Below are 25813 nucleotides of genomic sequence, written 5' to 3'. Positions count from 1 at the left end.
TATGCCTTTCCGTGGATCTCGGGAAGCGGTCTCAGTGCTGGTAGCCGTAGACGCCGCGGGCCTGGTCGCGCACGAGGCGGCCCTTCTCCAGCTCGATGACGCGCTTGCGCATCTGGTCCACGATGTTCTGGTCGTGCGTGGCCATCACCACGGTCGTGCCCGTCCGGTTGATGCGGTCGAGCAGCTTCATGATGCCGACGGAGGTCTGCGGGTCGAGGTTGCCGGTGGGCTCGTCGGCGATGAGCAGCTTGGGCCGGTTGACGAAGGCCCGCGCGATGGCGACGCGCTGCTGCTCACCACCGGACAGCTCGCCGGGCATCCGGTCCTCCTTGCCGCCGAGCCCGACGAGGTCGAGCACCTGCGGCACGGACTTGCGGATCTCGCCGCGCGACTTGCCGATGACCTCCTGCGCGAAGGCGACGTTCTCGCCGACCGTCTTGTTCGGCAGCAGCCGGAAGTCCTGGAAGACCGTCCCCAGCTGGCGCCGCATCTGCGGCACCTTCCAGTTGGAGAGGCGGGCGAGGTCCTTGCCCAGGACGTGCACCTGGCCGTGGCTGCACCGCTCCTCGCGGAGGATCAGCCGCAGGAAGGTGGACTTTCCGGAGCCGGAGGACCCCACGAGGAACACGAACTCGCCCTTCTCGACCTCCAGGGAGACATCCCTGAGGGCGGGGCGGGTCTGCTTGGGGTAGACCTTGGAGACATTGTCGAATCGGATCACGGATGCACCACGGGTCGCCGGGGGTAGATGAGCGTGACCATACGCGACCCGGGCACGGCACCGCAGTCACCGGTCGCGGTTGCGCATCGGATGTGCCGTTTTGTACGTCCCTCCGGCGGGGCGGGGAACTGTGCGAGCGGCGCGCACCCTCCGGAGGAACCTGGCAGAGTGGAGGGGGAACATTCCCACCCCCACGAACGTTGGGACACGTGGAACCGTCGCAAGGAGGGCAAGCGCATGACGTACGACCGGCTGGTGTGCGCGAACTGTGCGGCCCCCGTGAGCGAGGGCCGCTGCCCGGTGTGCCGTGCGAACCGCGAGCGCCTGCAGCAGGAGAACTTCCTCGCGGGCCTGAGCCCGATGGCGCTGATCGCCCTGCTGACGGTCCTGATCGCGGCCGTGGCCCTGCTGGCGCACCAGACCGCGTGACGGCGTAGCCCCCTGAGGCGGCTCTCCGCAGCTGCCCGTCCGTACCGCATGGCGAAGGGCCCGGAGCAGCACGCTCCGGGCCCTTCGCGCTGCGCACGGTCCGTGCGGGCGCGGCTACCGTCAGGCGGCAGCGCCGCCCCGGCCGCCCATCAGGCGCGGCAGGACGCGGAAGCCGACACCGCCGGCGATCATCGTGGCGGCGCCGAGCACCAGGAAGGTGGTCTGCGCGGCACCCGTCTCGGCGAGCTCCGGGCCGCCGGCCTGGGCCTGCGGGGCCGGGGTGTTGTCCGAGCCGGTGTCGGTGAGGGCCGAGGAGCCCTGCTCCTGGGTGGAGGCGCCACCGTCGGGGTCGGCGTTGTTGCCGCCGCCGTTGCCGCCGCCGTTCCCGCCACCGTTGCCGTTGCCGTTCCCGTTGCCCGGGTTGCTCGGCTCGTCCGTCGGGTCCTCGGTCGGCTCGGTGGGCTCGTCCGTGGGCTCGGCCGGGGGCTCCTCGGTCGACGGCGGGTCGGTCGGGAGGTTCGTGGGAATGCCGGTCGGCTCCTCCGTCGGCGTGGGCGTCGGCGTCGGGACCGGCGACTCCTCGGCGCACAGGATGCCGAGCAGGCACTCCTCGCTCTCCGCGGCGGAAGCGGCACCGGCGGCGGTCAGCGAGGCACCGGCGGCGATCACGGCACCGGCCGCTATCCGCGCGACACGGATCCGCGTCTTCTTCGTCATGTGGTTGCTACCCCCAGTAGCTCATCGTCATTAGGCAGCGTCGGGGCTGTGCTCGACGGGGACAGCTGCGGTGAAAAGCCCCCCGGTTCACATGCGCCCCAGAGACACGCATGCCGCGCTTTACCCTTCCCACTTTTCAAAGACACGTCAAGGCCGTTTGCGGACGCCATGTCCAACTACGGGGGCTATGCCGGGAGTCTGAGCTCGTGAGTGTGATGTAAAACCCAGACATGCGGGTACAGAAAAGGCAACTGCCGCCCTTGAGGCGGCAGTTGCCTTGTCGACAAACTTACTTCTCCTGCTGCTTGCGCCAGCGAATTCCGGCCTCCAGGAAGCCGTCGATCTCGCCGTTGAACACGGCCTCCGGGTTGCCGACCTCGAACTCCGTGCGCAGGTCCTTCACCATCTGGTACGGGTGCAGAACGTAGGAACGCATCTGATTGCCCCAGGAGTTGCCGCCGTCGCCCTTGAGGGCGTCCATCTTGGCCTGCTCCTCCTGGCGGCGCCGCTCCAGCAGCTTGGCCTGGAGGACGTTCATCGCCGTGGCCTTGTTCTGGATCTGCGAGCGCTCGTTCTGGCAGGAGACGACGATGCCGGTGGGGAGGTGGGTGATGCGCACCGCGGAGTCCGTGGTGTTCACGCCCTGGCCGCCGGGGCCCGAGGAGCGGTACACGTCGATCCGCAGCTCGCTCTCGTCGATGTCCACGTGGTCGGACTGCTCGACCACGGGCAGGACCTCGACACCCGCGAAGGACGTCTGCCGGCGGCCCTGGTTGTCGAAGGGCGAGATGCGCACCAGCCGGTGCGTGCCCTGCTCGACGGAGAGGGTTCCGTAGGCGTAGGGCGCCTGGACGGCGAAGGTGGTCGACTTGATGCCGGCCTCCTCCGCGTACGACGTCTCGATGAGTTCGGTCTTGTAGCCGCGCTGCTCGGCCCAGCGCAGGTACATGCGCTGGAGCTTCTCGGCGAAGTCGGCGGCGTCGACGCCGCCGGCCTCGGCGCGGATGTTCACCAGGGCCTCACGGGAGTCGTACTCGCCGGACAGGAGGGTGCGGACCTCCATCTCGTCCAGCGCCTTCTTCACGGCGGCCAGCTCGGACTCGGCCTCGGCGCGGGTGTCCGGGTCGTCCTCCTCCTCGGCCATCTCGAAGAGGACACCGAGGTCGTCGATGCGACCGCGCAGGGCCTCGGCCTTGCGCACCTCCGCCTGGAGGTGCGACAGCTTGCTGGTGATCTTCTGCGCCTCATCGGGGTTGTCCCACAGGGACGGCGCGGCCGCCTGCTCCTCGAGCACGGCGATGTCTGCCCTCATCTTGTCGAGGTCCAGAACGGCCTCGATCGACTCCATGGTCGAGGAGAGGGACTTGAGCTCTTCGGATACGTCGACGACTGCCACGCCCTCCAGCGTAACGGCTCCGCCCGCCGACCATGCCCGGGCGGCCACCCGGGCCCCGGGGCCGGGGCACCCCGGCCGATCAGGAAGACGCGGAGTGAGAGTCCCCCGGCAGCCCCTGCCCCGGCGGCCCGCCGACCGGACGGCACCGGCGCGGGAGCGGTGGGAGCCGGTGCCCGGCCCGGGGTCAGGGGGAGACTGCGCCGCCCCGAGGTCAGGGGGGGCTGGGGTGCCTCCGGGGTCAGGGGGACTGGGGTGCCGAGTTTTTCGTGTCCTGGGGCGGGGTGTCCGTGTCGTCGCCCGAGGAGGAGAGCCACGCTCCGACCCCGACCGCCGCCGCCAGGGCGACCGCGCCCGCACCCAGGGCCACCCTGCGGCGGCGGGCGACGGCGCGGTTGCGGGCCGAGCCCGGGCGGGGGGCGCCGGGGGCGCGAGGGGCCCGGGCCGTGCCGTGGGCGCCGCCGGCCAGCTCGTCGGGGGCCGGGACGCGCATCGAGGTGTGGGTGTCGCGGTTGGAGTCGGCCGGTTTCGCGCCCGGCACCAGGGGGACCGCGCCCCGGCGCCGGACCCGCTCCCCGGCCGGTGCCGGTCCGGCGGGCTGTTCCTCGCGGTCGGAGTCCTCCGCGGAGTCCGTGTCCGGCTCGTCCACCTCCAGCGGGGGCATGCCCGCCAGCATCGGCAGCAGCTCCCGCAGCCGCGTCCCGAGCTCGGAGGCGCGCAGCCGGGAGGCCGGGGCCTTGGCCAGGCACTGCACGAGCAGCTGCCACAGCTCGTCGGGGATGCCGGGCAGTGGCACGACCGTCTCCGTGACGTGCCGGCGCAGCACCGCGCCCGGGTGGCCGCCGCCGAACGGGGTGAAGCCCGCGAGCAGCTCGTACAGGACGGTGGCGAGCGCGTAGATGTCGACGGAGGCGCGCGGGGGCAGGCCCTCGACGATCTCCGGGGCGAGGTAGTCCGGCGTGCCGATGATCTTCGTGGCCTTGGTGCGGCGCGGGGTGTCGATGAGCTTCGCGACCCCGAAGTCGGTCAGCAGCGCGCGGTGGGAGCCGCCGGGGCCGAGCGGGCCCTGCATGTCCAGCAGGACGTTCTCCGGCTTGACGTCCCGGTGCACGACCCCGGCCGCGTGGGCGGCGGCGAGGCCGTCGGCGACGTCGGCGGCGATCGCGACGGCCGCCTCGGGGGCGAGGCGCCGGTCGCGGTCCAGGCGGGTGCGCAGGTCCGTGCCGCGGACCAGGTCCATGACGAGGGCCAGGTCGTTGCCGTCGACGACCAGGTCGCGCACCGACACCACGTGCGGGTGCTCCAGGCCCAGCAGGGCCGTGCGCTCCTGCACGAAGCGCCCGACGAGTTCCTGGTCGGACGCGAGGTCCTCGCGCAGCAGCTTGATGGCGACGGGGCCTTCCGGTCCCTCACCCAGCCACACCGTGCCGGCGCTGCCCCGCCCGAGGATCTGGTGGGCGGTGTACCGGCTGCCGATCTTCCGTGCCAAGGCTGCTCCTACCGACGCGTGTTGTCGCTAAAACTACGCGTCCGAGGAGCCAACCTTCACCGCGGAGGCGGAAATCACCCGCCAGGTGTCGACAAATCACCAACCCCGCAGGGCGGTTCGGGTCAGTTCGTGCCCGAACCGCTCCCGCCGAGCTTCTCGAACCAGCCGGTCACGGTGGTGAACCAGTCGGTGAGCTGGTCCCAGTAACCCTTGGTGGTGCCGATCCACTCCTGCAGCGGGCTCAGTTCCCAGATCAGCCAGCCGGCGACGAACAGGATGACGATCGTGAACAGGCAGCCCTTCAGGCAGCCCAGGCCCGGGATGCGCATGGGATTGGCGCTGCGCTGCCGCGGCTGCCGGGGCTCGCGCTGGGGCCGCTGCGGCTGCTGGGGCTGGGCCGGGGGCGCGGGCGGGGCGTAGCGCTGCGGCGGCTGCGGCCGCTGCGGCTGCGGGGCGTACTGCTGCGGCTGCTGCTGTTGCGGATGGCCGTAGCCCGGTCCCGGCGGGGGTGCCTGGCGGCGCTGGGGCTGCTGCGGCCGGGCCACCTGGCGCTGGGGGCGGCGGCGCAGCGGGTCCTCGTTCGGGTCGAGGTACTGGACCTGCGTCTGCTCGTTGCGGTCGCGGGCCGCGCGCAGCTGGTTCTGCCAGGGGTGCGGGTCCTCGGGGCCGCCCTGCTGGTTCTGCTGTCCGGGGTGACCGGGCGAGCCCGGCGGGACCGGCGGCATGACGGCGGTCGGGTCGGCCGCGCCCCGGTGGGGCAGGACGGCCGTGGGGTCGGCGGCACCGGCCGGGCCGCCGGTGTGGGGCAGGACGCTGGTCGCGGCGTTCGGGTCGTAGGCGCCCGCGCCGTGCGGCAGGACCTGGGTCGGGTCGGCCGCGCCGGGCGTGTCCGGCACCGGCGCGGGGGCCGGGTCGGGCGCCAGGAGCGCGCCGACGCCCTCGGCGGCGGCGATCTGCGCGGAGTTCGCGTGCACGCCGATGCCCTCGGCGACGACGCGCAGGCCGCGGGCAAGGTTCACGGCGCTGGGCCGCTCGTCCGGGTTCTTGCGCAGGCAGCGCTCGATGACCGTCCACAGCGGGTCCGGGACCGTGGAGGGGCGGCGGGGCTCGGCGCTCAGGTGCTGGTGCAGCACTTCGAGGGCGGAACCGCCGGAGAACGGCGGACGGCCGGTGACCAGCTCGTACAGCAGGATGCCGGCGCCGTAGATGTCGACGGCGGAGGTCTGCGGGCGGCCCTCGGCGGACTCGGGCGCCACGTACGCCGGCGTGCCGACGAACTCCTGGGTGCGGGTCAGGCCCGGCGAGTCGGCGAGGCGTGCGATGCCGAAGTCGGTCAGCAGCGGGTGCATCCGGCCGTCGTACTGCTTCAGCAGCACGTTGGCCGGCTTGAGGTCGCGGTGGACCACGCCGTCGGCGTGGCTGGCGGCGAGCGCGTCGGCGATCTGGGCGGTGAGCAGCGCCGCCGCGACGGGTGTGAAGGGCCCGTTCTCACGCAGGTAGCGGTGCAGGTCGGGGCCCTCGACGAGGTCCATCACCAGCGCCAGCAGCTCACCCTCGACGACCAGGTCGCGGACCCGGACGATGTTCGGGTGGGTCAGCCGGAGCAGCACGGAGCGCTCCCGGAGGAACCGCATGACGATGTCCGGGTCGCCGGCCAGCTCCTCCTTGAGGACCTTGATCGCGACGGTCTCGCCGGGCTGTCCGGGCACGGCCGCCTCGGCGCCCGCCGTCTCGCGCTGGCGGGCTCGCCAGACGGTGCCCGTGGCGCCGCGTCCGAGCGGCTCCTCGAGCAGGTACTTGCTGCCTACCGGCCGCACGTCATGCGCTCCCTGGTGCTTGCCTTGCCTGCTGGCCTGTCCGACCCACTGTAGTGCCGGGTCGCCGAGGACCGGAGTGTCGTCTTTCTGTGCGTCTTACGTATCCGCTCTCACACTCGTTCGAAGGAAAGACGCTCACCTCGGTCTCGTGGTTGCCGGGAATGAGCGTGACCGATCTCAAGACGACGCCTGTGGGTCATCTCTCAGGCACTTTTGCGGGCAGAGCCGACCAATCAAGATCACCTTTTCCCGAGCGAGGGGCGCGGTGTCAGTGGCAGGTGCGAGGATGCCTGCAGTACTGGCCGACGTGCCGGGGCGGGGCGGGGGGCTCCGCGCCCGGGCAGAAGGGACCGCTGACGGCGATGCAGATCCGGCTGACCGTCGTAGATCCGCTGGGCGCATCGGCTCCGGGGCGGGAGAGCGCCCCACGCAGCGACGTCCTGGTCACGGCACCGGCCGGTACGGCGCTCGCGGCGGTGGCCTCGGCGCTCGCCCAGGTGGTCTCCGGCGGCGACGGTTCGGGCACGCCGGTGCTGTACGCCGGGGAGCAGCGGCTGGACGCCCAGCGCAGCACGCTCGGCGAGCCCCCGCTGACCGACGGTGCCGTGCTGTCCGTGGGCGCGCCCGGGGAGCCGGAGCCACATCCCGAGTGGGACGACGCCCCGGCCCAGCTGCAGGTGGTCGCGGGCCCCGACGCCGGCGGTGTCCATCTCCTGCACGGCGGCGAGATCCGCATCGGCCGCTCCGCCGACGCGGACGTGCCCCTCGACGACCCGGACGTCTCCCGGCTGCACTGCGCGGTGACGGTGGCCGCGGACGGCCGCGTCTCGGTCGCCGACCTGGACTCCACGAACGGCACGACGCTGGACGGGGCGCGAGTGGGCTCCCGGGCGGTCCGTTTCGCGCCGGGTGCGCTGCTGCGGATCGGCGAGTCGGCGCTGCGGCTGGCTCCCGCCGGGGGGCCGGGGGGCCGGGTGGAGACGACGCCGGACGGAGAAGGGCACGTGCGCGTGCCCGGGCCCGCCGGGGACGACGCGGCCTCGCCCGCGGCGGCTGGGCGGGCGGCGGCGCCTTCCGGCCCTACGCAGCACACGTACGGCACGGCGGCCTGGGGCACGCCGGGTGCCTCCGGACCGGGTTCCGCCGCGGCCGTGGTGCCGGGGCAGGGCGGTGCGCCGGGGATCGAGGGCGAGGGCCGGACGCCTGGTGAGGGAGCGCGGCCGGGCAGCGCCGGGGCCGCGCACGCCTCCCCCGCGCTCCTCCCGCCGGAAGGCAGCCTCCGGGCTCCCCGGCAGCGGGGTGCGGCGACGCCGGTGAGCGGCGACACGGACACGCACGCGGGACGCTCCGGCATCGGGGCGTTCGACGGACCGACCCCGCACGGCACCGCCGGAGCGGCGCCCGCGCCCGGGCACCCTCGTCCTGCCACCACGGACGCCTCGGCGGCCCATCGGTCCGGGCAGCCCGGTGCCGATGCCGGAGCTGTCGGCGGGGCCGGGCATCCCGGTGCTGCCGCCTACGAGCACGAGCAGTACGCCGGCGGAGCTGCCGGCGGGGCGGGGCGTCCGCGCGCCGGGGCCTTCGACGACACCGGGCGGGCTCGTACCGGGAACCAGGGCGGCACCGGGCGGGATCGTGCCGGAGGCGCGGACGGGTCCGGTCACGGCTTGGCCCGGCCCGCCGGCACCGGCGGACCGGCCGCCCCCCACCCGGCGGCCGAAAGTGGCGGTGCCGGCACCCGGAACCATCCCGGCGGGGCCGCCACCCCGCAGGGTCCCTACGGATCCGCCGCCCCCGCCGACGCCCCGCTCCCCGGCGCCCCCGCCGACCCCTCGCTCCCCGCCGACGAGCGTCTCGGGCGGGGGCGCAAGGGGACGCCGCTGCGGGGTACCGACGTTCCGCCCGGTGCGCGGCGGCGGGGTGGGCTCGGGGCATGGGCTCGGCGGTGGGCCGGAGGGCGTGCGGAGCAGCCCGCGCAGCCGCCGCGCGGGGCGTACGACGCGGACGAGCCGGCCGCCACGCCCCCGGTTGAGCACCCGGCGGCGGGCCCGGCCGTGCCCGAGACCTGGCCGGATCCGGCCGCGCTGCTGCTGACGGCCCTGGGGCCCGGGCCCCGGCTGTGGGAGCGCACCCCGGGCCACCCGGAGGCCCTCGCCATACGGCTCGGCACGGCGGACCGGGCGGCCCCCGACGGCTCGGGCCTGCTGCCCGCCGTGCCGGTGACGGCCGGGCTGCGCGAGGTCGGCGCACTGGGTCTGGCCGGGCCGCGGGCGCGGCTGTCCGGGCTGGCCCGCGCCGTGCTGGCCCAGCTCGCCGCGCTGCATTCCCCCGACACGCTGGAGATCGTCCTCATCACGGCGGACCGCTCGCGCCCCCTGGAGGAGCGCACCGCCGAGTGGTCCTGGCTGGGCTGGCTGCCCCATGTCCGGCCTGGACACGGACAGGACTGCCGACTCCTCCTGGCCCACGACCGCGAACAGGCCGCGGCCCGCACGGAGGAGTTGCTGCGCCGCCTGGAGGACCAGCTGACAGAGGAGGGGGCGAGTACGGGCACCGCGGCGAACGGGCTGATCCCCGGTGCCCGGAGCGCCGGCGCCGGCGACCGTGCCGCGGGCGCGCGCGTCCCGCAGCCCGTACCTCGGCCCGGCGTGGCTGAGCGGCCCGAGCGGCCCGGGCCGGTGGCTTCCGGAGCCCTCGGCACCCCGCCCCCGGCAGGCACCGGCCCCGCCGGCCCCGCCGCCGTCACCGGCAGTGACCCGGCGCAGGCCCGGCCGGCCACCCGGCGCCCCTCCTGGGCGCGGGACGAGGCGACCGGACCCGCCGCGAGCGGCTTCCCGGGGCCGTACACCGTGCTCGTCGTGGACGGCGACCCCGGCGGCGCCGATCTGCGGGAAGCCGTGGCGCGGCTGGCCGTGGAGGGACCCCGGGCGGGGATCCACGTGATCTGCCTGGCCGAGACCGCCGCCGCCTCCCCCGCCTCCCCCGTGAGCGAGACCTACGAGGCGGCCTGCGCCGCGGCGCCGACCTTCCGGCAGTGCGGCGCGGTCGCGCTGCTCAGCGGGGACGTGGCAACCGCGCTGCGGCTGCTGCGCGTGGCCCGGACCGGCACGGACGGCGGCGCGGTGGGCCCTGTCGGGCACGGCACCGTCGGCACCGTCGACGCCGTCTCCCCGGCCTGGGCCGAGCGGTTCGCCCGGGCGCTGGCGCCGCTGCGCACGGACGGCCCGGCGGGTGACGGCCGGCCGCGCGTCTCGGCACCGCTGCCGCAGGCGGCCCGGCTCCTGGACGAACTGGGTCTGGCCCGGGCCACCCCGGCCTCGCTGATGGCCCGCTGGGCGGACGCGGCCGACGACACCGAAGCGCTGGGCGGCCGGGTGCGCGCGGTGCTGGGCGCCGGTCCGCGCGGCCCGGTCAGCGCCGACCTCGCGGCGCAGGGACCGCACCTGCTGATCGAGGGCCCGCCGGGCAGCGGCCGTACGGAGCTGCTGCGGGCGGTCGTCGCGTCCCTGGCCGCCGCCGAGCGGCCGGACCGGCTGGGCATCGTGCTGGTCGACGGCCGGGGCGGTCCGGGCGCGGGCGGCGGTGCGGGCGAGGGGCTGCGGGTGTGCACGGACGTGCCGCATGTGAGCACGTATCTCACGGCACACGACCCGGTGCGGATGCGGGAGTTCGCGCAGTCGCTGAGCGCCGAGCTGAAGCGCCGGGCCGAGCTGCTGGGGCGCAGCGACTTCACCGAGTGGCACACGGGACGCGAGCTGTCGGGCCGTATGGTCGCCCAGCGCACGGCGACGGCCCGCGGCACCCAGCCGGGCGAGACCGCCACCGGGGATCTCGACAGCCCGTCCAGTTCCACGCTGCGGCTGCGGCCCGGCAAGGCCCGGCGGCAGACGGAGGCCGCGGCGCCTCCCCTGCCCCGGCTCGTCGTGGTCGTGGACGACCTGGACGCCCTGGTCTCCCCCGCCCTGGGCTCGACGGGACGCCCCGCGGCCGGGTCGGTGATGCGGGCCCTGGAGGCCGTGGCCCGGGAGGGTGAGCGGCTCGGCGTGCACCTGGTGGCGGCCACCGGCCCGTGCCCCCGTACGGCGGAGACGGAGCCGGCCCGCCGGGCCACCCTCCGTGTGACGCTCGACGCCCCGGCGCAGGGTCCCGACGAGCCCGCGCCCGGCCGGGGGAGCCTGACCGGCGCGGACGGGCGCGTCACGCCGTTCCAGGGCGGGCGGGTCACCGGCCGGATCCCCCGGACGGCGACGCTGCGCCCCACGGTCGTGGCGCTGGAATGGCACCGCATGGGTGACCCTCCGGCCCGGCGTCCGGTGCGGGAGCTCGGAAACGGCCCGACCGACCTGGCACTGTTGGCCAGCGCGCTGGAAAGGGCGGCGCGGGAGGTCGCGGCGGCGCGGGTGCCGTCCCTTCTGTGACGCGGGACGGCCGTGGGCCCCGCCCGGCGTGACGGGCCCCGTCCCTGGTCACGAGGGAGTCACGATCTCCCGCTTGACAGCTGACGCCATCTTGCCGCCCCCGCACACCCGGGCGTAGACCAGATCGCACGGGAGCGCGCTCGACGTTCGACGAGGAACGAAGAACGGGGCAGTCATGCGCATGACGAGCAGCACCATCCGGAAACGCTGGTCGCCCGAACGGGACAAGGCGACCCCCCGAAGCCGCCGAGCCACCAGGGCCGCGGCAGCCGTCGCCGCGGGAGCGCTCGCGCTCTCGCTCACCGCCTGCGGAGGCGACGACGGAAACGACAGCAGTGGGAACACCGGCGACTCCGAGGAGACCGCCAACAGCGTCACCCTTCCGAAGCTCGACGGGACGAGCCTGGAGATCGCCGCCGTCTGGACCGGTACCGAACAGGCCAACTTCAAGAAGGTCCTGGCGGAGTTCGAGAAGCGCACGGGCGCCAAGGTCACGTTCGTGCCCGCACAGGACCCGATCATCAACTTCATCGGCTCGAAGGTGGCCGGCGGGCAGCCGCCGGACATCGCGATGCTGCCGCAGCCGGGTGCCATCAAGCAGGCCGTGGACCGCGGCTGGGCCAAGCCGCTCGGCGCCGACGCCCTCAAGGAGCTCGGCGAGAACTACTCGCAGGGCTGGCAGGACATCGGCAAGGTCGGCGGCAAGCAGTACGGCGTCTACTACAAGGCCGCCAACAAGTCCCTGATCTGGTACAACAACCAGGTCTTCGAGAACGCCGGGGCGAGCGAGCCCGAGACCTGGCCCGACCTGCTGAACACGGCCCAGACGGTCTTCGACTCCGGCGTCACCCCGTTCTCCGTCGGCGGCGCCGAGGGCTGGACGCTGACCGACTGGTTCGAGAACGTGTACCTCTCCCAGGCCGGCCCGGAGAAGTACGACCAGCTGGCCAAGCACGAGATCAAGTGGACGGACCCGTCCGTGAAGGACGCGCTGACCACCCTCGCGCAGGTCTGGGGCAAGCCGGACTACATCGCGGGCGGGGCGAACGGGGCACTGCAGACCGACTTCCCGGCCTCCGTCACGCAGGTCTTCACCGGCGGGGACCAGCCCAAGGCGGCCATGGTCGCGGCGGGCGACTTCGCGCAGGTCAACATCCCCTCCTCCATGAAGATCGGCACGGACGCGAAGGTGTTCCCGTTCCCGGCGGTCGGGGACAACGGACCGGTGGTCTCGGGCGGCGACGCGGCCGTGATCCTGGAGGACTCGAAGGGGGCGCAGGCCCTGGCCACCTGGCTCGCCTCGCCGGACGCGGCGACGATCCAGGCCAAGCTGGGCGGCTACCTCTCGCCGAACAAGAACGTGGAGAACTCCGCGTATCCGAACCCGGTGCAGCAGAAGATCGCCAAGGCGCTCATCGACGCCGGTGACGACTTCCGCTTCGACATGTCCGACCAGGCCCCCCAGGCCTTCGGCGGCACGCCCGGCAAGGGTGAGTGGAAGATCCTCCAGGACTTCCTGAAGAACCCGAAGGACGTGGCGGGCACGCAGGCGAAGCTGGAGGCCGAAGCTGCCGCGGCGTACGGGAACTGACGTCATGACGTCGGCCACGGCGGCAGGAGGCGTCAAGCCCCCTGCCGCTCGCAAGTCGCGCAAGAGTGTGACCGGCACGCGCAGGATGGTCGCGGCGCTGTTCCTGCTGCCCGCGCTCGTCCTGCTCGGCGCGCTCGTGGTGTACCCGATCGGGTACTCGGTGGTCCGCAGCTTCTACGACCAGTCCGGCGACGGCTTCGCCGGCATCGACAACTACAAGGCCCTCTTCACCGACGAGGGCATCCGCACCGCGCTGAAGAACAACATCATCTGGGTGGTGTTCGCCCCGACGGTCGCCACGGCCCTCGGCCTGATCTTCGCGGTGCTGACCGAACGGGTGCGCTGGGGCACTGCGTTCAAGCTGGTCGTCTTCATGCCGATGGCGATCTCGATGCTGGCCGCGGGCATCATCTTCCGTCTGGTGTACGACCAGGACCCGGACAAAGGCGTGGCGAACGCGGTGTGGGTGGGCGTGCACGACACGTTCGCCCCGTCCTCGGCGTTCCCCAAGGCCCACCCGGGACGGGACTCGCCGCTGGAGCCGGCCGGCGGCGGCGCGTTCATCACCAAGTCGCCCGTCCGCGCGGGCGAGGCCGTCTCGCTGCCCCTGGTGGGTGTGGCGCCCCGGCTGATGCCCGACGACGCGAAGGCAGCGGTGGCGCCGGAGCCCCAGCCGGACAAGGTCACCGGTACGGCCTGGCAGGACTTCACCCGGGGCAGGGGTGTGGGCACGCTCAACGAGGTCGACCGGGCCGAGCTGGGCTACGCCGGCATGAAGGTCGAGGCGGTGAAGGACGGCAAGGTGGTGGCGTCGGCGACGGCGGCCGACGACGGCACCTTCACGCTGCCCGCCTCGGCCGACGGGGCCCAGCTCCGGCTCCCGGCGAGCAACTTCAAGGAGCCGTACAACGGCCTGGACTGGCTCGGCCCGTCCCTGGTCACCCCGTCCATCATCGGCTCGTACATCTGGATGTGGGCGGGCTTCGCGATGGTGCTGATCGCGGCCGGGCTCGCGAGCGTGCCCCGGGAGCTGCTGGAGGCCGCCCGGGTCGACGGCGCGAGTGAGTGGCAGGTGTTCAGACGGGTCACGGTGCCGCTGCTGGCGCCGGTCCTCGCGGTCGTCACCGTCACCCTGATGATCAACGTGCTGAAGATCTTCGACCTGGTCTTCATCATCGCCCCCGGCTCCTCCCAGGACGACGCGAACGTCCTGGCGCTGGAGCTGTACCGCAAGGGCTTCTCCGAGGACCAGCCGGGCATCGCGAGCGCCATCTCGGTGTTCCTGCTGCTGCTCGTGATCCCGGTGATGTGGTTCAACGTACGCAGACTGCGGCGGGAGGTGCGGCGATGAAGGCCAAGGAGCCGCTGGGATCGCGGCTCGCCGAGGCGGTCGGCGGCGGGGTGCTGCGGGTCTTCCTCATCATCGTCGGCCTGTTCTGGCTGGTGCCGACGATCGGACTGCTGCTGTCGAGTCTCCGCTCGCCGGAGGACATCGCGGCCAGCGGCTGGTGGAACGTGTTCACCGAGCCGTCTCAGATCACCTTCGACAGCTACGCCAAGCTGCTGGAGAACGACGACATCACCAGCAGCCTGCTGAACACGGTGTGGATCACCGTCCCGGCGACCCTGCTGGTGGTGATCATCGGCTCCCTGGCCGGCTACGCGTTCGCGTGGATGGAGTTCCCGGGGCGCGACTGGTGGTTCCTGGGCGTGGTCGGCCTGTTGGTCGTGCCCGTGCAGGTCGCGCTCATCCCGATCGCCGAACTCTTCGGCACCATCGGCATCTTCGGCTCGGTGCTCGGCGTGGTGCTCTTCCACGTCGGCTTCGGTCTGCCGTTCGCCGTGTTCCTGCTGCGGAACTTCTTCGCGGAGATCCCGCGGGAGCTGCTGGAGGCCGCCCGCCTGGACGGGGCGGGTGAACTGCGGCTGTTCTTCCGCGTGGTGCTGCCGCTCGGCGGCCCGGCGATCGCCGCCCTCGGCATCTTCCAGTTCCTGTGGGTGTGGAACGACATGCTGGTCGCGCTGATCTTCTCGGACTCCGGGAGCCAGCCGATCACGGTCGCACTCCAGACGCAGGTACGGCAGTTCGGCAACAACATCGACGTGCTGGCCCCCGGCGCGTTCATCTCGATGGTGGTCCCGCTGGCCGTCTTCTTCGCGTTCCAGCGGCAGTTCGTGTCCGGCGTGATGGCGGGCGCGGTCAAATAGCGTGCCTCATCAGGCAGTTGGGGGGGCGGGCCGGGTGCGGTCCGCCCCTCCGCCGTTCCCCCGGATGCCGTAGCCACCGTAACCAACCGGCCCCACCGGCCGTTCCCGGGCCGAACGCCCGCGCCGACCGATGGATGGCCTCTTGCCCAGGTTCAGTGTCATTGTCCCCGCGTACCAGGTTCAGGCGTACCTGCACGAGTGCCTCGAATCGGTGCTCTCCCAGTCCTGTCCCGATCTGGAACTGATCGTCGTCGACGACTGCTCGCCGGACGCGTGCGGAGCGATCATCGACGAGTTCGCCGCCCGCGACGCGCGCGTGCTCCCCGTCCACCTGCCGGAGAACGTCGGCCTGGGCCGCGCGCGCAACGCCGGCGTGGCCCGCGCGAGCGGCGACTACCTGCTGTTCCTCGACAGCGACGACACCCTCACGCCCGACGCGCTGCGCTCCGTCGCGGACCGGCTGAAGGAGACGGGCGATCCGGACGTCCTGGTCTTCGACTACGCGCGCACCTACTGGACGGGCGAGGCGGTCCGCAACCAGGCGGCCCTGCAGCTGACCGAGCAGGGCCCGGCCCCGTTCCGGCTGGAGGACCGGCCGGGCCTGCTGCGGCTGCTGATGGTCGCCTGGAACAAGGCCTACCGGCGGGAGTTCGTCGAGAAGCAGGGCTTCGCCTTCCCGCCCGGCCTGTACGAGGACACGCCGTGGACGTATCCGGTGCTGATGACCGCGGAGTCCATCGCGACCCTGGACCGGGTCTGCGTGCACTACCGGCAGCGGCGCCTGGGCAGCATCCTGCGCACCACCAGCGAACGGCACTTCGACGTCTTCGAGCAGTACGACCGGGTGTTCGCCTTCCTGGAGGAGCACCCCGAACTTGCCCAGTGGCGGCCGGTGTTGTTCCGGCGCATGGTCCACCACCTGGCGATCGTGTACTCCCGGCGGGACCGGCTGCCGAAGGGCTCGCGGGCGGACTTCCTGCGCCGGGCCCGCGCCCACTACCGCCGCTACCGCACCCCCGGCGTCCCCGTCCCGCTGCGCGCCCGGGTGCAGCACGTCCTGATCCGCTTCGGCCTGCACCGCACCTACCGCTCCCTGCAGCTGGCGTCGGCCCTGCACCGCCGCCTCTCCAGGCGGACGGGCCGGCTGCTGCGGGGCCTGCGGACGGCCGCCCTGCGGGTCCACTACCGGGCGCAGCGCTGTCTGCCCCTGCGCGAGTCGGCCGCCTTCGCCGCCGACGACGGCCGTGGCCACGGCTGCGACCCGGGCGCGCTGGAGACGGCGTTCCGCGAGCTCGCGCCGCACATCCGCACCGCGTGGATCGCCCGCCCCGAGCACCACCACACGATCCCGCCGGGGCCGCGCCGCCTCGTCCCCGGCTCGGTCGCCTACTGGACGGCGCTCGCCCGCTCCCGGTACCTGGTCAGCAACACCGGCTTCGACCCCGGGCTCGCCAAGCGCCGGGGCCAGGTCCTGGTCCAGACGGGGCAGGGCACCCCGCTGGGCCACATCGGCCTGGACCTGCAGGAGCGCCCGGCGGCCGCCCGGGGCCGGGACTTCGCCCGGCTGCTCCGGGACGTCGACCGGTGGGACTACGTGCTGTCCGCCAACCGCCACACCACCCTGACCCACGAGCGGGTCCACCCCGGCCGCTACACCACGCTGGAGTACGGCCACCCCCGCAACGACGTGTTCCTGACCGCCGGCGCGGCGGACGTGACCCGGCTGCGCGCCTCGCTCGGCATCCCGGAGGGTACGGTGGCGATCCTCTACGCGCCGGCCCACCGCGACTACCGCCGCTCCCCGTACCGCAGCCTGGACCTGCAGCGGATCGCGCGCCGCCTGGGCCCGCGCTTCGTCGTCCTGGCCCGCGGCCACCACGCCTACGACACCCCGCTGACCACGAGCTGCGGCCGGGTCGTCGACGTCAGCGACCACCCGAACGTCCAGTCGCTCTGTCTGGCCTCCGACGCCCTGGTCACCGACTACTCGCCACTGATGTTCGACTACGCCAACCTGGACCGGCCCATCGTGATCCACACCGACGACTGGGAGGCGTACGAGGCGGCCCGCGGCACCTACTTCGACCTGCGCGCCTTCCCGCCCGGGGCGATCGCGCGCGGTGAGGACGAGCTGATCGACATCTTCGCCACCGGCCACTGGCGCGGCTCCCGGTCGGCGCAGCTGCGCGCGGCGTTCCGCGAGCGGTTCTGCACCCACGACGACGGCCGGGCCGCCGAGCGGGTGGTGCGCCGGGTCGTCCTCGGGGAGACGGAGCTGCCGCCGGTGGTGCCGCTGGGCGAGCGCCGTCCGGTGCCGTCGGCGGCGTCCGCGCTGACGCGTGAGCCGCTCGCCACGGTGCCGCACCCGGCCGGCGCGCACGTGGCCGCCCTCACCGACCGCCTCTGACCACGGATCCCACTCCGGGGAGAAGTCCCATGCCCTCCAGCCCGTCGCGGCCGACGCCCAGCCGGCCGCCCTCCTGGCGCCCGTCCGGCCGCCCGGGCCGCCCACGCGCGACCTGAGGCGGCCGGTCCCGGCCGGCAGCAGTCCCGACCGGCACCAGTCCCAACCAGCAGCAGGCCCGATCAGCACCAGTCTCGACAGAAAGAGCAGAATGCCCCGCTTCAGCATCGTCGTCCCGTCCCATGGCGTCGCGGGCCGGCTGTCCCTGGCGCTGGACTCGATCCTCGCCCAGTCGTTCGGCGACTTCGAGCTGATCCCGGTGTGCGACGCACCCGACGCGCCGGCGGCGGACGTCGTCGCCGGGTACGCCGAGCGGGACTCCCGGGTGACGCCGGTGCACTCGCCGCCGTCGGCCGGTCTGGCCGGGGCGCGCAACACCGGGCTGCGGGCGGCGGTCGGCGGCCATGTGCTGTTCCTCGACGGCGACGACGTCCTGGTCCCGGGGGCACTGGCGGCGCTGGACGCCCGGCTGGGCGAGACCGGCGACGTGGACGTGCTGTACTTCGGGCACGAGCGCGCCCCCTGGTGGGAGGGCGAGCCGGCCGAACCGGCCGCCGCCCTGCTGGCCGGGACGCCCAGGGGCGCCTTCTCCCCGGGCGAGGCCCCGCGGCTGACGGGTGTGGCGCTCCCGGCGTGGAGCGCGGTCTACCGCCGGGCCTTCCTCACCGAGCGGGACCTGGCCTTCCCCGGTGACCACTTCACCGACATCGGCTTCGGCGGGCTTGCCGCCCTGCGCGCGGAGCGGGTGGCGACCCTGCGCACGGTCGTCGTCCGGCACCTGGTGCGGCGGCAGGGCAGCCGGCTGAACCTGCCCGGCGCCCACCACACCGAGCTGCTCGACCAGACCGAGCTGGTGCTGAACGAGGCGGTGGAGCGGGGGCTGCCCGCGGAGCGGCTGGGGCCGTTGTTCGAGCAGCTGTTCGCCGCCGTGCTGAGGACGGCCGCGCACCCGCGGCGGCTGCCCGCCGGGCGGCGTGCCTTCTTCCGGCGGGCGAGCGCCCTCTACCGGCGGCACCGCCCGGCCGGTTACCGGGCGCCCGGCGGCAGCCTCGGCGTGCAGCACCGGCTGCTGGCGTCCGGTTCGTACACGGCGTTCCGCGTGCTGCGCGCCGCGAACCGGAGGGCCGTGGGGGCCGCGGCGCTGCTCCCCCGCCCGCGCGGGCTGCGCACCCGCCTGCGCTACGCGGCCCGGCGGCGCCTGCCTCTCGACCCGAACCTGGTCGTCTACTGCGCGTACTGGGGCCGCGGCTACGCCTGCAACCCGGCCGCGATCCACGCCAAGGCCCGCGAACTGGCCCCGCACCTGCGGGCCGTGTTCCTGGTGGAGCCGGACGCGGTGGGGAGCATGCCGCCGGACGTGGAGTACGCGGTGATCGGCAGCCGGGCGTACTGGGACGTGCTGGCCCGCGCGAAGTACCTGGTCAACAACGCCAACTTCGCGGACGCGGTGGTCAAGCGGCCGGGCAGCGTGCATCTGCAGACGCAGCACGGCACGCCGCTGAAGAAGATGGGCGCCGACCAGTCGACGTACCCGGTGGTGGCGGCGGCGACCGGGAGCTTCGCCAGGCTGCTGGCCCGGGTGGACCGCTGGGACTACAACCTCACCTCCAACCGCCACTCCACCGAGATGTGGGAGAGCGCCTTCCCGGGCTCGCACGAGACGCTGGAGTACGGCTATCCGCGCAACGACGTCTACTGCACGGCCTCCGGTGAGGACGTCGCCCGCGTCCGCAAGGAACTGGGCGTCCCGGACGGCAAGAAGGCCCTGCTGTACGCCCCCACCCACCGCGACTACGCCACCGGCTTCTCGTCGGGCCTGGACCTGGCGGAGTTCTGCGAGGCGATCGGCGACGAGTACGTGGTGCTGCTGCGCGCCCACTACTTCTACGACGGGGGCGCGTCCCGGGGCGGCGGCCGGATCATCGACGTCACCGGGCACCGCTCCTCGGAGGACGTGTGCCTGGCGGCCGACGCGCTGATCACCGACTACTCGTCGATCATGTTCGACTACGCCAACCTGGACCGGCCGATCGTCGTGTACGCCGACGACTGGGACGTCTACCGGGAGACCCGGGGCGTCTACTTCGACCTGATGGAGTCCCCGCCCGGCCGGGTCGCCCGGACCCCCGAGGAGCTGGCGGCCGTCTTCCGCGACGGCGGCTGGGCCGACGCGACGGCCACGGCGCTGCGGGCCGCGTTCCGTGAGCGGTTCTGCCAGTTCGACGACGGCCGGGCCGCCGAGCGGGTCGTGCGCCGGGTGCTGCTGGGCGAGCCGCCCGAGTCGATCCCGCCCGTGCTGCCGCTCGCCGAGCGCGTCCCGGCCCCCGCCGCCACCCTCACAAGGAGCTGACCGAAGAAGTGCCCCGCTTCAGCATCATCGTCCCCGTCTACAACGTGCAGGGCTTCCTGCGCGAGTGTCTCGACTCGGTGCTCGGCCAGTCCCACGGCGACTTCGAGGTGATCGCCGTGGACGACCGCTCGCCGGACGGCAGCGGTGCGATCCTCGACGAGTACGCCGCCCGCGACGACCGGGTGCGGGTGCTGCACCTGGCCGAGAACGTCGGTCTGGGCCGGGCCCGCAACGCCGGTCTCGCCGAGGCGGCCGGCGACTACGTGCTGTTCCTCGACAGCGACGACCGCTACACGCCGGGGCTGCTGGCTGCCGTCGCCGCGCGCCTGGAGGCGACCGAGGACCCCGACCTGCTGGTCTTCGACCACGTGCGCACCCACTGGTGGGGCCGGGGCGGGCGCAGCGAGGCGGCGGACCTGCTGGCCGCGGCGGGCCTGGACACCTTCTCGGTCCGGGAGAGCCCGCAGTACCTGAACCTGTTCCTGGTGGCCTGGAACAAGGCCTGCCGGCGCGCGTTCCTCCAGGGGCACGGTCTGGAGTTCGCGCCGGGCCTGTACGAGGACGCGCCGGTCACCTACCGGGCGATGGTGCTGGCGGAGCGCGTCGCCTGCCTGGACCGCATCGGCGTGGAGTACCGGCAGCGCCGCCAGGGCGCGATCACCAAGACGCCGGGCCGCCGGCACTTCGAGATCTTCCCGCAGTACGAGGGCCTGTTCGCGTTCCTGGAGCAGCGGCCCGACCTGGACTGGGCGCGGCCGCTGCTGCTGGAGCGGGCCCTGGACCACATGCTGTTCGTGCTGGCCCGCGAGGACCGGGTGCGGCCCGCGGACCGGGGCGACTTCTACCGCGAGATCCGCTCCTTCCACCGCCGGCACCTGCCGGAGGGCGGCTTCCCCGAGCCGGAGGGCTGGCGCGGGGTGGAGATGCGGCTGCTGGCCTCGGCGCCGTACCCGGCCTACGCGGCGGCGCGCGGTCTGCGGGACCTGCGCGCGGCCGCCCTGGGCGGGCGGCGCCGGGTGGCCCGGAAGGCCTCGGAGACCGCCCTGCGCGGCTGGTACGGGGTGCAGTCGAAGCGCCCGCTCGACCCGCACCTCGCCGTCTACGCGGCCTCGCACCACCGCGGAGTGTCCGGCGACCCGGCCGCGATCTACGAGAAGGCGCGCGAGATCGCCCCGCACATCCGGGGCGTCTGGGTGGTGCGGGAGGACGCGGTGGACACGCTGCCGCCCGGCGTCGACCACGTGACGCTGGGCTCGCGCCGCTACCACGAGATCATGGCGCGGGCCACGTACTGGGTGAACAACGTCAACTGGCCCGGCACCCTCGCCAAGCGGCCCGGCAGCGTCCACATCCAGACCCACCAGGGCACCCCGCTGAAGTACATGGGCGCCGACCTGCTGACCAAGCCGGGCGCCCGGCACGGCTTCGACGTGCCGCAGATGCTGCGCCGGGCCGACCGCTGGGACTACAGCCTGGTCGCCGGGCGGCACGCGGAGCGGGCCTGGGAGCGGGCGTACCCGTGCCACTTCACCTCGCTGCGCACCGGCAGCCCGCGCAACGACGTGCTGGTCGGGGCGGATCCGGAGCGGGGCCGGGCGGTGCGCGAGCGGCTCGGCATCCCCGCGGACCACACGGTCGTGCTGTACGCGCCGACCCGGCGCGACTACCGCAAGGGCGGCCATGTCGACCGGTTCGACCCGGCGCGGTTCGCGGCGGACCTGGGGCCCGGGCACACCCTGGTGGTGCGGCTGCACCCGTCGCTGGCCACGGGTGTGGCGCGCGGACTCGGCCTGTCCGACCTGCACCGGCGGGGCGTGCTGGTGGACGCGACGGACGAGCCGCACGTCGAGGAGGTGCTGCTGGCCTCGGACGTCCTGGTCACCGACTACTCCGCCCTGATGTTCGACTACGTGCTGCTGGACCGGCCGGTCGTGGTGCACGCCGACGACTGGGGCGCGTTCGCGGCCAGCCGGGGGGCGTACTTCGACATCACCGCCGACGCGCCCGGCCATGTGTCGCGCTCGTACCGCGAGCTGGCCTGGCTGTTCGCGTCCGGCACCTGGCAGGACGAGGAGGCGGCGCGGCTGCGCTCCGGTTTCCGGGAGCGGTACTGCGAGTTCGAGGACGGGCGGGCCGCCGAGCGGGTGGTGCGTCTGCTGATGCTGGGCGAGCGGGGCGGCGCGCTGCTGCCCGCGGCCCGCCGGACCGAGGGCGTTGCCGCCCGTGCCGAGGCGCTGATCGACAGATGACGACACCCACGACCCCCGAGGCCGTCCCCTCCCTGCCCGGCCAGCGGGCCGCCTCCCCCCGGCCGCCGGCCACCGCCGAGCGGCTGGGGCCGCTGGTGCACTGGTGGCACGCCGTCCTGGTCGCCGTGCCCACCGCGGCCCTGTTCGTGCTGGGCTACCGGCGCCGCTGGATCTGCGACGACGGGCTGATCTACCTGCGCCCGGTCCGGCAGATCCTGGCGGGCAACGGGCCGGTGTTCAACGTCGGGGAGCGGGCGGAGAGTTCGACCGGCACCCTGTGGCAGTGGCTGCTCGCGCTGGCCTCCTGGGTCAGCGGCGAGGACCCGGCGTTCCTCGCGGTGGGCCTCGGTCTGCTGCTGAGCACGGCCGGGTTCGCGCTGGCCCTGTACGCGACCTGCCGGCTGCACCGGGGCGCCGGAGCGCTGGTCCCGGCCGGGGTGTTCGTGCTGCTGGCCGTGCCGCCGTTCTGGTCGTACATGACCTCGGGTCTGGAGAGCGGGCTCGGCGCGTGCTGGACCGGCCTGTCGTGGTGGCTGCTCACGCGGGTCCGGCGGGGCCAGGAGGCCCGGGAGACGTACCTCGCCGCGTTCGTGTTCGGGCTGGGGCCGCTGGTCCGGCCCGATCTGGCGGTGGTGACGGCGTGCTTCCTGGGGGCGCAGTGGTGGGTGCTGCGGCCGTCCCGGCGAAGCCTCGCGGCGCTGCCGGCCGCCGCGGGTGCGGTGCCGCTGGCGTACGAGGTGTTCCGGGCGGGGTACTACGGGATCCTGGTGCCGCTGCCCGCCATCGCCAAGGAGGCGAGCGCCAGCGACTGGAGCCGGGGTGCCGGGTACGTGCAGGAGACGCTCGGGCCGTACTGGCTGTGGCCGGTCGTCCCGGTGCTGGGCGCGCTGGCCGTGCTGCTGGTGCGCCGCGCCCGGCGGCAGCGGCGGGACCGGGCACCGGGCCGCGTCCCGCTCGCGGTGCTGCTGGCGCCGTTCGCGGCCGGTCTGCTGCTGGCCGGGTACGTCGTCCGCGTGGGCGGCGACTACATGCACGCCCGCATGATCCTGCCCGCGCTCCTGCTGCTGCTCCTGCCGGTCCTGGTGGTGCCCGCGAACCGGGTCACGGGGGCGGCGAGCGCCCTGCTGGTGGTGTGGCTGTGCGCGGCGGTCAGTCCGCTGCGGGCCCCGTTCGACGTGCGCAGCACGCCTGGCTCGTTCAATGTGCGCAGCTCCGACGTGGAGGGCCTCGGCGACCACAACCCGGTGCGCACGGGCACCTGGGTGCGCAACTGGCCCGCCCTGCCGGAGGGGCGGCGGATGCTGGCGGAGGCCGCCCGTTCGCCCCGGCCGACACTGCTGTACTTCGACGCCGGGCGGCGGCTGCACGCCACGCCGATGCGCGCGGACGCCCCGTACCACGTGGTGATCGTGGGGCGGCATCTCGGTGTCACGGGGGCGGCGGCACCGCTGGACGCCTACGTCAACGACGCCTGGGGGCTGGCCAGCCCCATCGGCGCGCACCTCGCGCTGGAGCGGTGGAGCTGGCCCGGGCACGAGAAGTTCCTGCGCAACCACTGGGTCTTCGCCGAGTGGGCGGTACGGAATCCGCCGCACCGCGACCTGCTGCGGGCCGGTGCCACGCGGGAGGCGGTCGAGGCGGCCCGGGCCGCGCTGGGCTGCGGGCGGCTCGCCGAGCTGCGGGAGTCGGTGCGCGCGCCGCTCACCGCCGAGCGGTTCTGGGACAACCTCACCGGGGCGTTCGAGCGGACGCAGTTCCGGTTCGCGCGCTGGCCGGCCGCGGCGCGGCAGGCGCTGTGCGAGTGAGCTGACGGCAGGTGGGCGTAGCCGTCTCACCCGATGAAGTGATCCGGGGTCAGGGCGTGCGTAGGGCCGGGAACATTCGGCGCATGCCCCAGACCCTTCCCTCTCTCCTGTGAGCGCCCCGGTCCTCGTCCGGCGGGCGGTGCGCGGCGCGACGGCGCTGCGCGGCGGCCGGCCGGCACGGCCCACCCCGTACCAGTTCTACGGCGCCCTGTTCTGGCTGGTGATGACGCTGGCGTACTGGCGCGTGCCGCTGTGCTGCGACGCCGGGCAGCACGCGGCGGTGATCGAGCGCCTCAGGGACGACCTGCTGCACCCGGCCCACACCATGGCGGACCTGCCGGGCGAGGGCAGTCCCTACTACGGCCCGTACGCCGTCGCGCAGGGCGTGCTGGCGCGGCTGACGGGCCTGTCCGGCTGGGCGGTGGTGAAGCTCGCCGGGCCGGTCCATCTGCTGGTGCTGCTGGCGGGGCTCGGCCGGTTCGTGCGGAGCCTGACCGCCCGGCCCTGGGCGCCGGTGCTGGCCCTGCTGTTCATGACGCTGCTGTGGGGCACCACGCGGATCCTGTGGAGCGGCTACCTCGGGCTGATGTCGATGACGACGAACCTGGGCTATCCGTCCGCGCTGGCCATCGGCCTGACGTTCTGGGCGTGGGCCTGGACGGGCACCCGCGCCCGGGAGGACGCCGCCGTGCGGTTCGTCGGCCCGAGCGGGCTCGGCGGCTGGTGGGGGTACGCGGGGGTCGGCGCCCTGTACGGGCTGATCCTGCTCACGCATCCCGTCACGGCCGCCTCGGCGCTCACCGGGGCGGTGGCGATCGTGGCGTCCCGGCAGCGCGGCTGGCGCCGGCCGGTCGCGGCGCGCTGGGCGCTGACCGCCGCGGCCTGCGCCACCGTCGCCCTGGCGTGGCCCTACTACGACGTGCTGGAGCTGGTGGGCGACACCGGGATGGACGCGATGCACCGGCAGTTGTACGAGCGGATGCTCGCCAACTCCTGGCTGGCTCTGCTGGGCCTGCCCGCGCTGTGGCTGCGGGCCCGCCGCCCGGGGCGTGATCCGCTGGTGTGGATGTTCGCGCTGGAGTGCCTGCTGGTGGCGTACGGCTGGGTGAGCGGCCATTACACCTACGCCCGGGCGCTGTGGGCCGCGCTGGTGTCGCTGCAGTTCGCGCTGGCGGTGGAGCTGGCCGCGCCGCGGCCCTGGCGCACGGCCCGCAGGGTGCTGTGCGGGGCGGCGGCGGCCGGGGTGTGCGCCGCCTTCGTCACCGTGCACGCCGGGGCGGTCGTACCGCGCTCGGTCGACCCGGTGGGGTTCGCGCAGCCGACGCGCTGGCCGTCGTACGACTGGGCGGCGCGGCACATCGGCCGGGGCGAGGTGGTGCTCACCGACGGGTACTTCGCGAGCCACTCCCTCGCCGGGTACGGGCCGAACCTCGCCGCGCCGATCTGGCCCGACCCGGCCCTGGACGAGGCGGCGCGCAAGCGCCGGGCGGCCGATGTGCGCGCCTACCTCGCCCCGGACTCGACCCGCGCCGAGCGGGCCGCCGTCGTCCGCCGCTACCACGTGCGCTGGCTGCTGCTGACGCGCTGGCACCCGGTGCCCGAGGAGGCCGTGGTGGTGGCGTGGAGCGGACGGACGGGGGAGGTCCTGGCGCGGGTCGGGGAGCGACGCGCCGCGGTGCCTACTCGATGACGAGGTCGACGTCGATGTTGCCGCGGGTGGCGTTGGAGTAGGGGCAGACCTGGTGGGCCTGCTCGACCAGCTTGCGGCCGGTCGCCTCGTCCACGCTGTCGGGGAGCTCCACCCGGAGGGTGACGGCGAGGCCGAAGCCCTCGCCCTGCTTGCCTATCGAGACCTCGGCGGTCACGGCGGCGTCGCTGACGTCGACCTTGGCCTGGCGGCCGACGAGGCCGAGGGCGCTGCCGAAGCAGGCCGCGTAGCCGGCGGCGAAGAGCTGCTCGGGGTTGGTGCCCTGGCCGTTGCCGCCCATCGCCTGGGGCACGCCCAGGGCGAGGTCCAGCACGCCGTCGGAGCTGACGGCCCGGCCGTCGCGGCCGTGGGTGGCGGTGGCGACAGCGGTGTAGAGCGCGTCCATGGAAAACCTTCCCTCTCGGTCGTTCGACGGCCCGCTTCCGGGCCGCCTGACATCCAGAATTAGAGCACA

At 74.1% G+C, this 25813-nt stretch carries 16 protein-coding genes; 10 read left to right on the top strand and 6 right to left on the bottom strand.

The features are described 5' to 3' along the window. Positions 1–31 precede the first annotated feature (31 nt). Positions 32–721, bottom strand: a complete 690-nt coding sequence (gene ftsE, locus CHR28_RS04780; RefSeq protein WP_003990615.1) for a cell division ATP-binding protein FtsE — start codon at positions 719–721, stop codon at positions 32–34. 237 nt (positions 722–958) lie between these two features. Between ftsE and CHR28_RS04775 the strand changes: the two genes are divergently transcribed. After that, a complete protein-coding gene (locus tag CHR28_RS04775) occupies positions 959–1150 on the top strand; it encodes a hypothetical protein (protein ID WP_094052195.1) in 192 nt (63 codons plus the stop codon). A gap of 120 nt (positions 1151–1270) precedes the next feature. Here the strand turns inward: CHR28_RS04775 and CHR28_RS04770 are convergent, their stop codons facing one another. The 4 genes from CHR28_RS04770 to CHR28_RS04755 form a co-directional block, all read right to left on the bottom strand. Beyond that, complete coding sequence (locus tag CHR28_RS04770; RefSeq protein WP_094052194.1) at positions 1271–1867, bottom strand: hypothetical protein; 597 nt, start codon at positions 1865–1867, stop codon at positions 1271–1273. Between the two features lie 289 nt (positions 1868–2156). Further along, positions 2157–3263, bottom strand: a complete 1107-nt coding sequence (prfB, locus tag CHR28_RS04765) for a peptide chain release factor 2 (RefSeq protein ID WP_094052193.1) — start codon at positions 3261–3263, stop codon at positions 2157–2159. 238 nt (positions 3264–3501) lie between these two features. After that, positions 3502–4749, bottom strand: a complete 1248-nt coding sequence (locus CHR28_RS04760) for a serine/threonine-protein kinase (RefSeq protein ID WP_094052192.1) — start codon at positions 4747–4749, stop codon at positions 3502–3504. A gap of 122 nt (positions 4750–4871) precedes the next feature. Continuing rightward, positions 4872–6566 carry a serine/threonine-protein kinase gene (locus tag CHR28_RS04755; RefSeq protein ID WP_094052191.1) on the bottom strand — a complete coding sequence of 565 codons (1695 nt, stop codon included), beginning with the start codon at positions 6564–6566 and terminating at the stop codon, positions 4872–4874. A 362-nt stretch (positions 6567–6928) separates the two neighbouring features. On the opposite strand from CHR28_RS04755, the gene CHR28_RS04750 reads away from it, so the two are divergent. From CHR28_RS04750 to CHR28_RS04710, 9 genes are all read left to right on the top strand, one after another. After that, positions 6929–10984 carry an FHA domain-containing protein gene (locus tag CHR28_RS04750; protein ID WP_094052190.1) on the top strand — a complete coding sequence of 1352 codons (4056 nt, stop codon included), beginning with the start codon at positions 6929–6931 and terminating at the stop codon, positions 10982–10984. A 175-nt stretch (positions 10985–11159) separates the two neighbouring features. Next, positions 11160–12575: an ABC transporter substrate-binding protein gene (locus CHR28_RS04745; protein WP_094052189.1), complete on the top strand. Its 1416-nt coding sequence runs from the start codon at positions 11160–11162 to the stop codon at positions 12573–12575. Between the two features lie 4 nt (positions 12576–12579). Beyond that, on the top strand, positions 12580–13926 hold the full coding sequence (locus tag CHR28_RS04740) for a carbohydrate ABC transporter permease (RefSeq protein WP_256984125.1): 1347 nt from the start codon (positions 12580–12582) through the stop codon (positions 13924–13926). Next, positions 13923–14783 carry a carbohydrate ABC transporter permease gene (locus CHR28_RS04735; protein WP_094052187.1) on the top strand — a complete coding sequence of 287 codons (861 nt, stop codon included), beginning with the start codon at positions 13923–13925 and terminating at the stop codon, positions 14781–14783. The genes CHR28_RS04740 and CHR28_RS04735 overlap by 4 nt, the downstream gene beginning before the upstream one ends. 142 nt (positions 14784–14925) lie before the next feature. After that, positions 14926–17190, top strand: a complete 2265-nt coding sequence (locus tag CHR28_RS04730; RefSeq protein ID WP_094052186.1) for a bifunctional glycosyltransferase/CDP-glycerol:glycerophosphate glycerophosphotransferase — start codon at positions 14926–14928, stop codon at positions 17188–17190. 208 nt (positions 17191–17398) lie between these two features. Further along, positions 17399–19597, top strand: a complete 2199-nt coding sequence (locus CHR28_RS04725; protein WP_094052185.1) for a bifunctional glycosyltransferase/CDP-glycerol:glycerophosphate glycerophosphotransferase — start codon at positions 17399–17401, stop codon at positions 19595–19597. Positions 19598–19605: 8 nt separating this feature from the next. Then, complete coding sequence (locus CHR28_RS04720; RefSeq protein ID WP_094052184.1) at positions 19606–21846, top strand: bifunctional glycosyltransferase/CDP-glycerol:glycerophosphate glycerophosphotransferase; 2241 nt, start codon at positions 19606–19608, stop codon at positions 21844–21846. Beyond that, a complete protein-coding gene (locus CHR28_RS04715; protein WP_094052183.1) occupies positions 21843–23651 on the top strand; it encodes a hypothetical protein in 1809 nt (602 codons plus the stop codon). Before CHR28_RS04720 ends, CHR28_RS04715 begins: the two co-directional genes overlap by 4 nt. A 109-nt stretch (positions 23652–23760) precedes the next feature. Further along, a complete protein-coding gene (locus tag CHR28_RS04710) occupies positions 23761–25341 on the top strand; it encodes a hypothetical protein (protein WP_094052182.1) in 1581 nt (526 codons plus the stop codon). Here the strand turns inward: CHR28_RS04710 and CHR28_RS04705 are convergent. Continuing rightward, positions 25331–25744 carry an organic hydroperoxide resistance protein gene (locus CHR28_RS04705; RefSeq protein WP_094052181.1) on the bottom strand — a complete coding sequence of 138 codons (414 nt, stop codon included), beginning with the start codon at positions 25742–25744 and terminating at the stop codon, positions 25331–25333. The two genes, CHR28_RS04710 and CHR28_RS04705, sit on opposite strands and share 11 nt — an antisense overlap. Between the last annotated feature and the right edge of the window lie 69 nt (positions 25745–25813).

Origin of the sequence: Streptomyces sp. XY006 (assembly GCF_002237655.1) — a bacterium.
GTDB lineage: Bacteria > Actinomycetota > Actinomycetes > Streptomycetales > Streptomycetaceae > Streptomyces > Streptomyces levis.
This window is presented reverse-complemented; position numbering and strand designations above follow the sequence as displayed.